Origin of the sequence: Rhodovulum kholense (assembly GCF_003053725.1) — a bacterium.
In the GTDB taxonomy this organism is placed as follows: Bacteria; Pseudomonadota; Alphaproteobacteria; order Rhodobacterales; family Rhodobacteraceae; genus Rhodovulum; species Rhodovulum kholense.
This window is the reverse complement of record NZ_QAYC01000010.1, coordinates 114,275-128,287: the sequence shown is the minus strand read 5'-3', so window position 1 is coordinate 128,287 and position 14,013 is coordinate 114,275. Positions and strand designations below refer to the sequence as shown.

Here is a 14,013-nt window from a genome sequence, read left to right as displayed (position 1 = left end):
GTCGGCCCCGGTGCCTGGGGTGTCGGGTTCTGCGGCCGGGCTCAGCCGGCCTTCACATTCACCGGTACCGGCGCGCCGGTGGCCATGTCGGTGCCGACATAGGGCTTGAGCGCGGCCTTCCAGGCGGCGAATCCGCCTTCCAGATGCGCGACTCGGTCATGACCCGCGGCCAGCCAGGCCTCGGCCACCTTGCGCGAGCGCACGCCCGAGCCGCAATGGAACACCAGCCGCTTGTCGCCGCCCTCGGGCAGGAAGGCCGGATCGAACCCCGACAGCGGCAGCAGCAGGGCGCCCTTGATATGTTCGAACATGTATTCCTGCGGCGTTCTCACATCGATCGTCACGACCTCGCCCGCGGCCATTGCCGCCTGCAGGTCGTCGCAGTTCCAGTGTTCCAGAACCTTGCCGTTCACGTCTTCGCTGTGCATCCGGTCGTCTCCATCCGCTTGCCGTGGGCCCCTCTGCCACGCCCGCGAGAGTGGAAGGATTCCCCGCTCGCCCGCAAGGGGGCCGACGCGCGCAGGTCCCTCTGGCATCGGAGACGGCGGGGGCAAATAATCGCGGCCAACCGGGCGAATGGGTCTTTGAACCGGCGGCAAGACTCAATAGATGTGTGACACCTGTGTCGCTGGAGGGGCGGTGCGCCCCGAGGGAGAAGACCATGCTGAATAATATCGGCCTTCCCGGCCTGCTTCTGATCGCCGTCGTCGTGCTGGTGCTGTTCGGGCGCGGCAAGATCTCGTCGCTGATGGGCGAGGTCGGCAAGGGCATCACAGCCTTCAAGAAGGGCGTCAAGGAAGAGACCGACGAGGCCCAGAAAAGCCTCGATTCCGCCCGTGACGTCACCCCCGAGACCGAAAGGGACAAGGCGTAATCCGCCTGTCGCGAGCCTGACCCCATGTTCGATATCGGCTGGACCGAACTGCTGCTGATCGGCATCGTGGCGCTGATCGTCGTGGGGCCGAAGGACCTGCCCGCGATGTTCCGCACGCTGGGCCGGTTTACCGCCAAGGCCCGCAACATGGCGCGCGAGTTTCAGCGCGCGATGGATGACGCGGCCGATCAGGCGGGCGTCAAGGATACGGTCAACGATCTCAAGGACATCGCCAATCCGCGCAAGCTGGGACTCGACCGCCTGAACGAGGCCGCCGACCGGTTCGAGAAATGGGAACCGAAGCTGCCCAAGGCCGGTGAGACCAAGGCTGGTGAGACCAACGCCGGTGAGGCGACCGCGCAGATGACCGAAGAGCGCGCCGCCCAGGCCGAGAAGATCCGCAAGGCGATGGCCGAGAAGGGCGCGGCCAACCGCGCCGCCGAAGGCGCGGCCGCCCCCGGAGACACGCCCGGGCCGACCCCCGACAAGACGAGCGACGCATGAGCAGCGATGACATCGACGATACCTCGGCGCCGCTGATCGAGCATCTGGCCGAGCTTCGCACCCGGCTGATCTATGCGCTGGCGGCCTTCGTCGCGGCGATGGTGGCCTGCTTCACGGTCTGGAATCCGATCTTCAACGTCCTGACCCATCCGATCTGTTCGGCACTGGCCGAGCGCGGGCAGGAATGCGGGCTTTACCTGATCAAGCTGCAGGAAGGCTTCTTCGTCGCGATCCAGATCTCGCTGGTGGGCGGCTTCGCGCTGGCCTTTCCGTTCATCGCCTTCCAGCTCTGGCGCTTCGTCGCGCCCGGGCTGTACCGCTCGGAAAAGCGCGCCTTCCTGCCCTTCCTGCTGGCCTCGCCCTTCATGTTCATCCTTGGCGGGGCCTTCGCCTATTTCATCATCACGCCGCTGGCCTTCGATTTCTTCCTGGGCTTCCAGCAGGTCGGCTCGCTCGGGGCCGAGGGCGGGGGCGCGTCGGAAACCGCGGGCATCACCTTCCACGGATCGGTGCAGGAGTATCTCTCGCTGACGATCAAGTTCATCCTGGCCTTCGGGCTCTGCTTCCAGCTGCCGGTGCTGCTGACGCTGATGGGCAAGGCCGAACTGGTCTCGGCCGCGGGGCTTTCGTCGGTGCGCAAATACGCGGTGGTGGGCATTCTGGTGCTGGCCGCCATCGTGACACCTCCCGACGTGATCACCCAGGTGATCCTCTTCACGGTGGTCTACGGGCTTTACGAGATTTCGATCCTTCTCGTGCGGCGCGGCGAGAAAGTCCGCGAAAAGGAGCTGCGCGCCCAGGGCCTCTGGTTTGACGATGACGAGGAAGAGGACGGGGCTGCGGTGCAGGACGGCGAGGGCCGGACGTGAGCGGCGCGCTCGGGCCCGATGCCGCGCAGAGCTTGCAGCGGATCGCCGAGGCGCTCGAGCGGCGCTATCCCGCCCCGGCTGCGGCGCCCGATTTCGCGGCCGCCGAGGCGTTTCTGTGGCAGGTCTCGCCCGACCGGCTGATGCCGGTGCCCGAGGTCAATCGGGTCGATCTGACGCTCTTGCAGGGGATCGACCGGTCGCGGGATACGCTGCTTGAGAATACCCGGCATTTCGCCCGCGGCCTGCCCGCCAACAACGCGCTTCTCTGGGGCGCACGCGGGATGGGCAAGTCGAGCCTCGTCAAGGCGGTCCATGCCGCGGTGGCGGCCGAAGGGCATCCGCTGAAGCTGGTCGAGGTCCAGCGCGAAGATCTGCCCTCGGTGGGACGGCTTCTGACGCTGCTGCGCGGGGCGTCCGAACGTTTCGTGCTGTTCTGCGATGACCTGTCGTTCAGCCATGATGACCAGCATTACAAGTCGCTGAAGGCGGTGCTTGACGGCGGGATCGAGGGGCGCCCGGCCAATGTCGTGTTCTACGCCACGTCGAACCGGCGCCACCTGATGCCCCGCGACATGATCGAGAACGAACGCTCGACCGCGATCAGCCCCTCGGAGGCGACGGAAGAGAAGGTGTCGCTTTCGGACCGGTTCGGGCTCTGGCTCGGGTTCCACCCCTGCAGCCAGGACGAGTACCTCGGGATGATCCGGGCCTATTGCGCGGCGCACGGCATCGAGATCGAACCCGAAACGCTGCGTGCCGAGGCGATCGAATGGCAGGCCACGCGCGGGGCGCGGTCGGGCCGTGTCGCCTGGCAGTATTTCACCGACCTCGCGGCACGCCGCGGCATTCGGATTTGACCGCGCCCTTCCGCTTCTTCTTGGTTCAAATACCCGAAACCCGGCGCCGCAGGCGCCGGGCCAAAAATCTTCTGCGAAGATTTTTTCGCCCGGAGGGCGCCCCCTTCCGGGGACGCCTCGCGGGCTCTTACGGCGTCAGATAGGGCATCGGGTCGACGCTCTCGAAGCCCTTGCGCAGTTCGAAATGCAGGAAGGCGGGGTTGCCGGAACGGACCTGCGCCACGGTCTGCCCACGGGTGACCTTCGCGCCCTTCTGAACCGCGATGCCGTCGATATTCGCATAGACCGACAGCATGTTGTCGGAATGACGCACGACGAGGATCGGCACCTGGTCGGTATCCCGGGTGATCGCGGCGACCGTGCCGTCGGCGGCGGCCTTGACCGCCGTTCCCGCCTTGGCCGAGATGTCGATCCCGTCGTTCTTGCCCTTCTGATAGCCGCGGATGATGCTGCCCGAAACCGGCATCGCGAAGCGCGCGGCGGGGGTGCTTTGTTCCTTGGCCATCTCCGGCGAGGCCGGCACCGCGGGCTTGGCCGAGGGTTCGGGCTTGGGCAGCGGGGTCGCTGCCGAGGGTGGCGCCGCCAGCGCCGAGCCCTGGCCCGGACGTTCGGTGGTCTGCGCGGTGGCGACCGCCGTGCCCGCGGCCGCCGCGCCCGAGGGCTGGCTTTGCTGTGCCGCGACCGGGATCAGCAGGTACTGCCCCTCGCGCACCGTCAGATCGGGCCCCAGCCCGTTCCAGTCCGCCAGCGAGCGGGGCGTCACGTTGTAGAGCCGCGCGATGGAATAGGCGGTCTCGCCGCGCACGACCTTGTGCCGGATCGGCTCCTGCCCGGCGGGCTGGCCGGCGGCCGGGGCGGTGCCGCCCGCGCGGTCGAGCGCGTTGCCCGCCAGCGTCGCGATGTCGACCTGGCCCGGGGCCGCGCCCGCGGGCGTGATCGTGCCGTTGCCCGGCGGCGCGGCGACGACACCGCCCGCATCCGCGACCCGGCGGGGCAGGGCGATCACCTCTCCATTGTTCAGCGTCGCATCGGCGGAGATGCCGTTATAGGAGGCGAGCTCGGAGGCGGGCAGGCCGACCCGCGCGGCCACATCCGAAAGGCGATCGCCGCGCCGCGCCACCGCGACCTGATAGGTCGGGTAGGAAATCACGCCGCGCTGATCGGGCTCGGGCCGGGGCGCGGCCTCGACCCGCGGCGGCTCGGGGTTGTTGCCGAGATTGCGGAAATCGTAGTCCCAGCCGCTCTCGCAGCCGGCGACCAGGGTCATCCCGAGGCCAAGGGCCAGAAGCCGGGCCGGAAACCGGCGGTCGGGGGAGGTGTGGGCCATCGCTCGATCCTCACTGCGTACGGGGCCCGTTCCGCCGGACCCTCGGGTCTCTCGTCTTGCGTCCGTCGGCTCCTGGAGTCGCCAACAAGTGCCTCAGGCGTCTCAGTCCTCAGTCCTCAGGCCTCAGTCGTCTTTCGTCTCAGTCCTGACCGAGCCCCTCGAGAAGCGGCACGAACCGGACCTGCCGAAGCTCTTCATAGTCGAACCCGGTCTCGCCGCGGGTGACCTTGATCAGCCGCTGCACCGTGTCCGACTGTCCGACCGGCACGATCATGATACCGCCAACCCGCAACTGGGCCAATAGGGGGCCGGGCGGGTCTTCGGCGGCGGCGGTCACAAGAATGCGGTCGAAGGGCGCCTGATCGGGCAGCCCGCGCGATCCGTCGGCGGCCATCGCGGTGACATTGGTCAGCCCCAGCGCCTCGAACCGCTTCTGCGCCTCGGCGGCAAGCCTGCGGTGACGCTCGACGGTATAGACGCGGCGCGACAGCCGCGACAGCACCGCCGCCTGATAGCCCGAGCCGGTGCCGATTTCGAGCACCTTGTTGCGCGGCTGCAGGTTCAGCGCCTGGGTCATGATCGCCACCACCGAGGGCTGGCTTATGGTCTGGCCGCAGGCGATGGGCAGCGGCGTGTCGTCATAGGCATGCCGCGCGAAATGGCCGGTGACGAACTGGCCCCGGTCGATCTCTTCCATCGCGGTCAGCACCCGCTTGTCGGTCACGCCCTTCGACCGCAGCGCGAACAGGAACTGCATCTTGCGTTCTGCCGTCGCGTCGTCTCCGGTCATTCCAGTCGGGCCTTCACGTCGGCGATGCAGTCATGGGCGGTCAGATCGGCGCGCAGCGGCGTCACCGCGATATAGCCGTCGAGGTTCAGCGCCGCGTCCGACCCGGGCGCGGTCGGCAGGTTCTGCGCGCCGCCCCGGATCCAGAGAAACCTGCGCCCCGAGGGCGACAGATGCGGCTCGACCCCGAAAGAGGCGTCGCGGCGGTAGCCCTGCGGCCCGACCCTCAGCCCCTTGACCTGATCGGCCGGGACGGGCGGGAAATTCACGTTGTAGAACAGCCGGTAATCGGCGCCGTCCCAGGACCCCCGGTCAAGCAGCGCATTGACCGTCGCCGCGCCATGGGCCGCAGCCGCCGCGAATTGCAGATCCTCGTCGTAATTCAGCGGCCCCAGATATTGCGACAGCGCGATCGCGGGCAGGCCCTGCAGCGCGGCCTCCATCGCCCCGCCGATGGTGCCCGAATACAGAACGTTCTCGGCGGCGTTGTTGCCGCGATTGACGCCGGACAGCACCAGATCGGGCCGGGCCTCGGTCATCACGTCGTAAAGCCCGGCCAGCACGCAATCGGCGGGCGAGCCCTCGGCCGCGAAGCGGCGCGGCCCCAGCTCTGCGATCATCATCGGACGGGTATAGGAAATCATGTGGCCGACGCCCGACTGCTCGAAGGCGGGCGCGACCACCCAGACCTCGCCGGTCGGGCCCGCGACCTCGGCCGCGATGGCCTCGAGCACCGCCAGCCCGGGGGCGTTGATCCCGTCGTCATTCGTGATGAGAATGCGCATCTGCTCAACCTTGCCTTATGGCCCTTCCATAGTGGAGCGGGCCCGAGGCGTAAAGGCGATGCCGGGGCCCGGGACCGGAAACCTTGCGGGAGGGTGGGACCGACATCCCGCCCCGGAGAACGCGGGCGCTCTCCGGGCTCCGGTCGCGCAAGCGGCGCGGTGCGGTCAGGCCAGGCCGAGATCGGCGGCCAGACGGCGCGCCTCGTCGGCCGGGCGCGCCAGCGTCTCGGTGTTTTCGCCGGGATACAGCCGGTTGCGGTGATTGGTGGCCATCGGCGCGGGCACGAAGCGGCGGACATGCACGTCCTGCAGCCGCGCCTGTTCCGCCTCCCAGGCCGCGAACAGGGCGCGCTGCGCGGCCTTGCAGGCGGCATAGGCGCCGAGGAAGGGGCCTTCGGCCAGATCGTCGATCAGGACCGCGCTGCCGCCGCCCGGCGCAACCCGCAGCAAGGGCGCGACGAAGGACACCAGCACCCCCAGCGCCTCGACATCGGCCTTGACGGCCTTGGTCCAGAACGGCAGGTCGATCTGCTCGGCCGGGCTGAAGGGCGGCGACTGGATCGCGGCATGGACCCACAGATCGACATGGCCCCAGCGGTCGTAGATGCCCCGGCACAGCGTCCGCATCGCGTCGGTTTCGGTGATGTCCATGGGCGCCAGCGTGGCGCTGCCGCCCAGAGCCTTGATCCGGTCGTCAAGCTCTTCGAGCGCACCGGTGGTGCGGCCGACGGCGACGACGTGATAGCCCGCGCGGGCCAGTTCTTCGGCCACCGCCGCGCCGAATCCGCGCGAGGCGCCAGTCACAAGGGCGAGTTTCTGGTCTGTCATGGACGGTCCTTGGAATACCTGAGCGATGGCGTCAAGATCTCGGTCCCGGGCGGGACCGGCCGGGCGACAATCCGGCGCAGGCGGCCTATTCGGCCGCCTTGGTCTGGAAGCCCTTCTGGATCATGTCGCTGGGCGCCACCGGGTATTCGCCCGAGAAGCAGGCGTCGCAATATTGCGGGCAGCGGTTGTTGCGGCCTTCGACCTCGCCCACGGCGCGATAAAGCCCGTCGAGCGAGATGAACTTGAGGCTGTCGACGCCCAGATAGTCGCGCATCTCGTCCTCGGACATGTGGCTGGCGAGAAGCTTGTCGCGCTGGGGCGTGTCGACCCCGTAAAAGCAGGGCCAGGCGGTGGGCGGGCTGGCGATCCGGAAATGGACCTCGGCCGCACCCGCATCCAGAATCATCTCGCGGATCTTGCGACTGGTGGTGCCGCGCACGACGCTGTCGTCGACCAGAATGATCCGCTTGCCCGCGATCAGGGCGCGGTTGACGTTCAGCTTGAGCCGCACGCCCATGTTGCGGATCTGTTCGGTCGGCTCGATGAAGGTCCGGCCCATATACTGGTTGCGGATGATCCCCATCCCGTAGGGGATGCCGCTTTCATGGCTGAAGCCGATGGCGGCGGGGGTGCCGCTGTCGGGCACCGGGCAGACCAGATCGGCCTCTACCGGCGCCTCGCGGGCCAGTTCGATCCCGATCTGGCGCCGGGTCTCGTAGACCGAGCGGCCGCCCAGGATCGAGTCGGGGCGCGAGAAATAGACATGCTCGAAGATGCAGAAGCGCGAGGCGCGGCGCTCGAAGGGGTGAAAGCTCTCGACGCCCTTCTCGGGCGAGATCAGCACCATTTCCCCCGGCGCCACCTCGCGCACGAATTCGGCCCCGATGATGTCGAGCGCGCAGGTTTCCGAACTCAGGACCCAGCCGTCGCCGATCCGGCCCAGCACCAGCGGGCGCACCCCCAGCGGGTCGCGCACGCCAATGAGCTTGGTGCGGGTCATCGCGACGACCGAAAAGGCGCCCTCGACCCGGCGCAGCGCGTCCTTCATGCGTTCGGGAATGGTCTTCTGGAACGAGCGCGCCATCAGATGGATGATGCATTCGCTGTCCGACGAGCTCTGGAAGATCGAGCCATGCTCGATCAGCTCGCGGCGCAGTGCCTCGGCATTGGTGATGTTGCCGTTATGGGCGATGGCCGCGCCGCCCATCGAGAATTCGCCGAAGAAGGGTTGCACGTCGCGGATGGCGGTCTGACCCTTGGACCCGGCGGTCGAATAGCGCACATGGCCGATGGCCAGCGACCCGGGCAGGGTCTCCATCAGGCTGGCCTTGGTAAAGTTGTCGCGCACATAGCCGAAGCGGCGGGCCGACTGGAAGCCGGTGACCGGGTCGTAAGAGACGATCCCGCCTGCCTCCTGGCCGCGATGCTGAAGGGCGTGCAGGCCGAGGGCCACGAAATTGGCGGCATCCGCCAGGCCGATCACGCCGAAGACCCCGCATTCCTCCTTGAGCTTGTCGTCGTCAAAGGGATGCGCAGGGGGCATGGTGCGGAAGGATTGCTGGCGCATGGGCAGCGGGGCTCCGAATCCGTCTGAAGGAAGTTGGCCCTTCTCTAGTCCCTCCGGCGTCCGGTGTCACGAAAGGATCATTAAGAAAGGTTCACGCCCGCGCGACTCGGCTGTGCGCGGGGCAGCGAAGGGGAAAGCGGCGCGGGGCTTATTGCGGCGCGCCGCAGGTGCCCACGAGCTGTTCGTACTGGGTCGTCAGCCAGCCAAGCGCCTGGTCGGGATTGGTCTCGGCGATCTTGGCGGTCAGCGACGCGAAGACCGCGGACGAGCGCGAGTTTTCAACCGCCGGGAAGCTGTGATCGGTGATGACCATGCCGTAGACGAAGAAGGCGACGGCCACCAGAAGCGCGCCGCGCACCGCGCCGAAGAGAAACCCGAGGCTCTGGTCGACGCCCCCCAGCACCGAGCCCTGGATCATCGAGGACAGAAGCGGCGTGAACAGCGACACCACGACCAGCGCTGCAGCGAACACCGCCGCGAAGGAGGCCAGGATCGCGATTTCGCAGGAGCTTCCGATGAAATCGCCCAGGTACGGGATCTCGCGCACCAGCGGCTCGGCCTGCGGCGCGAAGGTGAAGGCGACGATTGCCGCGATGATCCAGCCCGCTATGGCCATGACCTCGCGCACCACGCCGCGCGAATAGGCAAGCACGGCCGAGACCAGGATCACGGCGGCAACGATGCCGTCAACGACGGTGAATGAGTCCATGGATCAGGTCCCTCCTCGGGCTAGCCGGCGCCGAATATTTCCCCGACGAAGGCGGTCAGGTCGGGCATTTGCCGGACCTTCATGCCGCCGGGTGCGCCGAGCTTGCTGCGTTCGGGCGCGATCGCGCTGGAAAAACCAAGTTTCAGCGCCTCTTTCAACCGGTTTTCGGTCTGGGCCACGGGCCGCAGCGCCCCGGACAGGGAAATTTCGCCGAAAAGGACACAGTCGGGGGGCAGGGCGACATCTTCGCGCGCCGACAGCAAGGCGGCCGCGACCGCCAGATCGGCGGCGGGTTCGGTGACCTTCAGCCCGCCGGCCACGTTCAGATAGACGTCGAAGCCGGCAAAGGGGATGCCGCAGCGCGCCTCCAGCACCGCCAGCGTCGTCGAGAGCCGCCCGGCATCGAGCCCGACAGCACTTCGCCGCGGTGTACCCAGCGGCGAGGGCGCGACCAGCGCCTGGATTTCGGTCAGCACCGGCCGGGTGCCCTCGATGCCCGCGAAGACGGCCGCGCCCGGGGCAGGGGTGCCGCGTTCGGACAGGAACAGCGCCGAAGGATTCGCCACCTCGGCCAGCCCGCCGCTGGTCATCTCGAAGACGCCGATTTCGTCGGCCGGGCCGAAGCGGTTCTTGACGCTGCGCAGGATGCGGAACTGGTGGCCGCGCTCGCCCTCGAAATAAAGCACCGTGTCGACCATGTGCTCGACGACACGGGGGCCAGCGATCTGGCCTTCCTTGGTGACATGGCCGACCAGCATCACCGCGGTGCCGTGGCGCTTGGCGAAGACGGTCAGTTCATGCGCCGAGGCGCGCACCTGCGCGACCGAGCCCGGCGCGCTGTCGACCATGTCGGCCCAGAGCGTCTGGATCGAGTCGATGATGGCCAGGTCGGGCTTTTCGGCCTCGAGCGTGGTCAGGATCGCGCGGAGGTCGGTTTCGGTGGCCAGCTTCACCGGCGCCTCGGCCAGCCCCAGCCGCCGCGCCCGCATCCGCACCTGCGCGCTGGCCTCCTCGCCCGAGATGTAAAGGCATTTGAGCCCCTGATTGGCGAAGGCCGCCGCCGCCTGCAGCAACAGTGTCGACTTGCCGATGCCCGGATCGCCGCCGACCAGAATCGCCGAGGCCGGGACCAGCCCGCCGCCCAGCACCCGGTCGAATTCGCCCAGGCCCGAGGCCGCGCGGGGCGGTTCGGGTTCCGACGTCGCCAGATCGCTGAGCGCCAGCCGCCGCCCGCGCGCGGGTCCCAACGACTTCTTCGCCGGGCCCGCGCTCAGCGGCACGTCCTCGACGATGGTGTTCCAGGCGCCGCAGGCCTCGCAGCGCCCGGACCATTTGGTCTGGGTCGCGCCGCAAGCGGTGCAGGTGAAGACGGTGCTGGGTTTGGCCATGCCTCTAGCTGCCCGAGGCCGGGCGGCGTTGCAAGGCCGCTTCGGCGGGCCGGCTTGCCCCCGGGCCGGGGCCGCGGCTAGGCTTTGGCCCGAAACCGCCAACGGGAGGGGCAGGATGCAGGACGGGCTTGAGATCGGGATCGACGGGCGCGGCGTCGCGCGGGTCACGCTGCGGCGCGAGGACAAGCATAATGCGCTGTCCTCGGACCTGATCGCGGCGCTGACCGGGGCCGCCGAGGCTCTGGGCGCCGATCCGGCGGTCCGTGCGGTGGTGCTGACCGGGGCGGGCGAAAGCTTTTGCGCGGGCGGCGATCTGGGCTGGATGAAGGAACAGATGCAGGCCGATGCCGCCACCCGCGCGGCCGAGGCGCGCAAGCTGGCCGGGATGCTGCGCGCGCTGAACGAGATGCCGAAACCGCTGATCGGCCGGGTCCAAGGACAGGCCTTCGGCGGCGGCATCGGGCTGATTTCCGTCTGCGACGTGGCCATCGGCGTCGAGACCGCCCGGTTCGCGCTGACCGAGACCCGGCTGGGGCTGATTCCCGCCACCATCGGCCCCTATGTCGTGGCGCGGCTGGGCGAGGCCCGTGCCCGGCGGGTGTTCATGTCGGGGCGGCGCTTCGACGCGGCCGAGGCGGTGGCGCTTGGCCTGCTGGCCCGCGCGGTGCCCGCCGCCGGTCTGGACGACGCGGTCGAGGCCGAGATCGCGCCCTATCTGGCCTGCGCGCCGGAGGCGGTCGCGCGGGCCAAGGCGCAGGTGCTGAGCCTCGGGCCGCGGATCGACGACGTGGTCATCGAGGCCAGCATCGCCCGGCTGGTCGCGGCCTGGGAAACCCCCGAAGCGGCTGAGGGAATCGCGGCCTTCTTCGACCGCCGCAAACCCGGCTGGGCGCTGCCGTCCGACCGGTGAGCCACCTGCGTTTCGGCACGTAAACCGACCGAAACCAAGGCGGAAAACCCTTTTTAACATGGCTTTGACGGCAAAAGCCGGATCGTCGCATTTTCAATGCGCACGACTGTATACATTTCTGCTGCGGCACTGTAACAGAGTGGCGCGGATCGCGGGGCGGGGCGGTTGACCCTCTGCCGTGGCCCCGACTAACGTCATGGTCGGAAAACCAGTGCGCACGGCACCGGGCCGCGCGCGGCACGCAAGACAGGGAGACCGAGGTGGACCAGCTCCTGAGCAACTACCTTCCCATCGCGATATTTTTCGGCATGGCCATTGGGCTTGGTTTGATCCTGATGCTGTCGGCGGTGATCGTTGCGGTTCGCCATCCCGACCCCGAAAAGCTGTCGGCCTATGAATGCGGGTTCAACGCCTTCGACGACGCGCGCATGACCTTCGACGTGCGGTTCTACCTGGTGGCGATCCTTTTCATCATCTTCGACCTCGAGATTGCATTTCTCTTTCCCTGGGCCGTCGCTTTCGGCACCATCGGGCTTGTCGGGTTCTGGTCGATGATGGTTTTCCTGGCCGTTCTGACGATCGGCTTTGCCTATGAATGGAAGAAGGGGGCGCTCGAATGGGCGTGATGACTGGCCCCAACACCGCCGGGGGCGATCCCGAAACGGCGACCCAGGCCTTGAATGCCGAGCTGCAGGACCGGGGCTTCCTGGTCACCTCGACGGCCGACATCATCAACTGGGCGCGGACCGGGTCGCTGCACTGGATGACCTTCGGGCTGGCCTGCTGCGCGGTCGAGATGATGCAGACCTCGATGCCGCGCTACGATCTGGAACGCTTCGGCACCGCGCCGCGCGCCAGCCCGCGCCAGTCCGACCTGATGATCGTCGCGGGCACGCTGACCAACAAGATGGCGCCCGCGCTGCGCAAGGTCTACGACCAGATGCCCGAGCCGCGCTATGTGATCTCGATGGGCTCCTGCGCCAATGGTGGCGGCTATTACCACTATTCCTATTCGGTGGTGCGCGGCTGCGACCGCGTGGTGCCGGTCGACATCTACGTGCCGGGCTGTCCGCCCACCGCCGAGGCGCTGCTGTACGGCATCCTGCAATTGCAGCGCAAGATCCGCCGCACCGGGACCATCGTGAGGTAAGCCATGGACGAGACGCTGAAAGAACTCGGCGCCCTGATCGCGGCCAAGCGCCCCGATTGCGTGATCGGCTGGGAGGTCGCGCATGGCGAGCTGAACATCGACGCCGCCCCGGCCGCGATCGTGGCCTTCACCGAATTCCTGCGCTCGGATGCGGGCTGCCGGTTCTCGTCGCTGGTCGACATCACCGCGGTCGACCACCCCGAACGCGATGCCCGCTTTGTCGTCGTCTATCACTTCCTGTCTATGTACCAGAACCAGCGGGTCCGCATTCGCTGTGCGGTGCGCGAGGACGAGATGATCCCGTCGATCGTGTCGGTCCACCCCTCGGCCAACTGGTTCGAGCGCGAGGTGTTCGACATGTTCGGGATCGTCTTCTCGGGCCATCCCGACCTGAGGCGGCTGCTGACCGATTACGGCTTCCGCGGCCATCCGCTGCGCAAGGACTTCCCGACCACCGGCTATACCGAGGTCCGCTATGACGAGGCGCAGAAACGCGTCGTCTACGAACCCGTCAAGCTGGTGCAGGAATTCCGCCAGTTCGACTTCATGTCGCCCTGGGAAGGCGCCGACTACATCCTGCCCGGCGACGAGAAGGCCAAGGCCTGATGGCAGTCGCGCGTATCCTCTTCGGTCTCGGGGCCCCCAAGGCGGGGACCAGCTGGCTTGGCCGCTATCTGGCGGACCATCCCGACTGTCACATGCGGTCGGTGAAAGAGCTGCATTTCTTCGATGCCCTGGAAGAGGGCCGACTGGAACGGGAACGGACCCTGCTGGAAGAGAAGGCCGCCGGGCTGGCCGGGCGCCGTCCGGTGCCGCGCGGCACGCGTCTTGCCGATCTGCGCGATCTGGCGGGAGTGATGGCCAGCGGGGACGAGGCCGCCTATCTGGCCTATCTCGAAAAGGGTCGCGGCGCGCGGCCGCTGGTGGCCGACATCACGCCCGCCTATGGCCTGCTGCCCGAGGCGCGGCTGCACCGGATGGCCGGGCTCGCCGCCGATGTGCGCTTTGTCTACCTGCTGCGCGACCCGGTCGAGCGGCTCTGGAGCCATGTGCGGATGATCGCGCGGCGCCGGGCGGCCGAGGGCGAGGCGCTGGGGCCGCGCGCCGGGCGTATCCTGGCGCGCGTGCTGAAGGGGGGCGAGGACCACATTGCGCGGCGCGGCGATTATCGCGCTGTGCTGGGCCGGGTCCGGGCAGCCATCGATCCGGCGCGGCTCTGGCTGGCCTTCTACGAAGAGCTGTTCTCGGACGAGACCGTCGATCGGCTGTGCCGGTTTCTGGGGATCGCGCCAAGGCCGGCGCAACTGGCGCTGCGGGTCCATGCTGGCCCCGAATTGCCGATGACCGACGATCAGCGCGATGCCGCCGCCCGGTGGCTGGCGCCGCAATACGATTACGTGGCCGACCGGCTGGGGCGGGTGCCCGCAGCCTGGCAAGCTCACCGGATGGGGGTCTGAC

Annotated in this window: 17 protein-coding genes; 9 read left to right on the top strand and 8 right to left on the bottom strand. The window is 68.1% G+C overall.

The features are described 5' to 3' along the window. Positions 1–41 precede the first annotated feature (41 nt). Complete coding sequence (locus C8N38_RS13940) at positions 42–428, bottom strand: rhodanese-like domain-containing protein (RefSeq protein ID WP_108027775.1); 387 nt, start codon at positions 426–428, stop codon at positions 42–44. A gap of 233 nt (positions 429–661) precedes the next feature. Between C8N38_RS13940 and tatA the strand changes: the two genes are divergently transcribed. From tatA to C8N38_RS13920, 4 genes are read left to right on the top strand one after another with little or no spacing between them, the layout of a single operon-like run. Then, positions 662–874, top strand: coding sequence for a twin-arginine translocase TatA/TatE family subunit (gene tatA / locus C8N38_RS13935; RefSeq protein ID WP_108027774.1), 213 nt, complete (start codon positions 662–664; stop codon positions 872–874). A 24-nt stretch (positions 875–898) separates the two neighbouring features. Beyond that, entirely contained in the window at positions 899–1,378 is a 480-nt protein-coding gene (gene tatB / locus C8N38_RS13930; RefSeq protein ID WP_108027773.1) for a Sec-independent protein translocase protein TatB, read from the top strand. After that, positions 1,375–2,247, top strand: coding sequence for a twin-arginine translocase subunit TatC (tatC, locus tag C8N38_RS13925; protein WP_108027772.1), 873 nt, complete (start codon positions 1,375–1,377; stop codon positions 2,245–2,247). Before tatB ends, tatC begins: the two co-directional genes overlap by 4 nt. Beyond that, positions 2,244–3,104, top strand: a complete 861-nt coding sequence (locus tag C8N38_RS13920; protein ID WP_245895754.1) for an ATP-binding protein — start codon at positions 2,244–2,246, stop codon at positions 3,102–3,104. The genes tatC and C8N38_RS13920 overlap by 4 nt, the downstream gene beginning before the upstream one ends. Positions 3,105–3,231: 127 nt before the next feature. Here C8N38_RS13920 and C8N38_RS13915 read toward each other — a convergent pair whose 3' ends face one another. The 7 genes from C8N38_RS13915 to radA all read right to left on the bottom strand — a co-directional run bounded on the left by C8N38_RS13915 (position 3,232) and on the right by radA (position 10,495). Then, positions 3,232–4,431, bottom strand: coding sequence for a LysM peptidoglycan-binding domain-containing M23 family metallopeptidase (locus C8N38_RS13915; protein WP_108027771.1), 1,200 nt, complete (start codon positions 4,429–4,431; stop codon positions 3,232–3,234). Between the two features lie 139 nt (positions 4,432–4,570). Then, a complete protein-coding gene (locus C8N38_RS13910) occupies positions 4,571–5,221 on the bottom strand; it encodes a protein-L-isoaspartate(D-aspartate) O-methyltransferase (protein ID WP_108027770.1) in 651 nt (216 codons plus the stop codon). Further along, the gene (surE, locus tag C8N38_RS13905; RefSeq protein WP_108027769.1) at positions 5,218–6,003 is read right to left on the bottom strand and encodes a 5'/3'-nucleotidase SurE; all 786 of its coding nucleotides are present in this window, start codon (positions 6,001–6,003) and stop codon (positions 5,218–5,220) included. Before surE ends, C8N38_RS13910 begins: the two co-directional genes overlap by 4 nt. 165 nt (positions 6,004–6,168) lie before the next feature. Next, positions 6,169–6,831: an SDR family NAD(P)-dependent oxidoreductase gene (locus C8N38_RS13900; protein WP_108027768.1), complete on the bottom strand. Its 663-nt coding sequence runs from the start codon at positions 6,829–6,831 to the stop codon at positions 6,169–6,171. Positions 6,832–6,916: 85 nt separating this feature from the next. Further along, the gene (gene purF / locus C8N38_RS13895) at positions 6,917–8,374 is read right to left on the bottom strand and encodes an amidophosphoribosyltransferase (RefSeq protein ID WP_108027825.1); all 1,458 of its coding nucleotides are present in this window, start codon (positions 8,372–8,374) and stop codon (positions 6,917–6,919) included. Between the two features lie 172 nt (positions 8,375–8,546). Next, entirely contained in the window at positions 8,547–9,107 is a 561-nt protein-coding gene (locus C8N38_RS13890; protein WP_108027767.1) for a CvpA family protein, read from the bottom strand. Between the two features lie 20 nt (positions 9,108–9,127). Beyond that, complete coding sequence (gene radA, locus C8N38_RS13885) at positions 9,128–10,495, bottom strand: DNA repair protein RadA (RefSeq protein ID WP_108027766.1); 1,368 nt, start codon at positions 10,493–10,495, stop codon at positions 9,128–9,130. Positions 10,496–10,610: 115 nt separating this feature from the next. Between radA and C8N38_RS13880 the strand changes: the two genes are divergently transcribed. The 5 genes from C8N38_RS13880 to C8N38_RS13860 all read left to right on the top strand — a co-directional run bounded on the left by C8N38_RS13880 (position 10,611) and on the right by C8N38_RS13860 (position 14,012). Beyond that, on the top strand, positions 10,611–11,405 hold the full coding sequence (locus C8N38_RS13880) for a crotonase/enoyl-CoA hydratase family protein (RefSeq protein ID WP_108027765.1): 795 nt from the start codon (positions 10,611–10,613) through the stop codon (positions 11,403–11,405). A gap of 308 nt (positions 11,406–11,713) precedes the next feature. Then, a complete protein-coding gene (locus C8N38_RS13875; RefSeq protein ID WP_237399721.1) occupies positions 11,714–12,031 on the top strand; it encodes an NADH-quinone oxidoreductase subunit A in 318 nt (105 codons plus the stop codon). Further along, entirely contained in the window at positions 12,022–12,555 is a 534-nt protein-coding gene (locus C8N38_RS13870) for a NuoB/complex I 20 kDa subunit family protein (RefSeq protein ID WP_215731153.1), read from the top strand. The genes C8N38_RS13875 and C8N38_RS13870 overlap by 10 nt, the downstream gene beginning before the upstream one ends. A gap of 3 nt (positions 12,556–12,558) precedes the next feature. Next, positions 12,559–13,161 carry an NADH-quinone oxidoreductase subunit C gene (locus tag C8N38_RS13865; RefSeq protein WP_108027764.1) on the top strand — a complete coding sequence of 201 codons (603 nt, stop codon included), beginning with the start codon at positions 12,559–12,561 and terminating at the stop codon, positions 13,159–13,161. Further along, positions 13,161–14,012, top strand: coding sequence for a sulfotransferase (locus tag C8N38_RS13860; protein ID WP_108027763.1), 852 nt, complete (start codon positions 13,161–13,163; stop codon positions 14,010–14,012). The genes C8N38_RS13865 and C8N38_RS13860 overlap by 1 nt, the downstream gene beginning before the upstream one ends. Position 14,013: the final 1 nt, after the last annotated feature.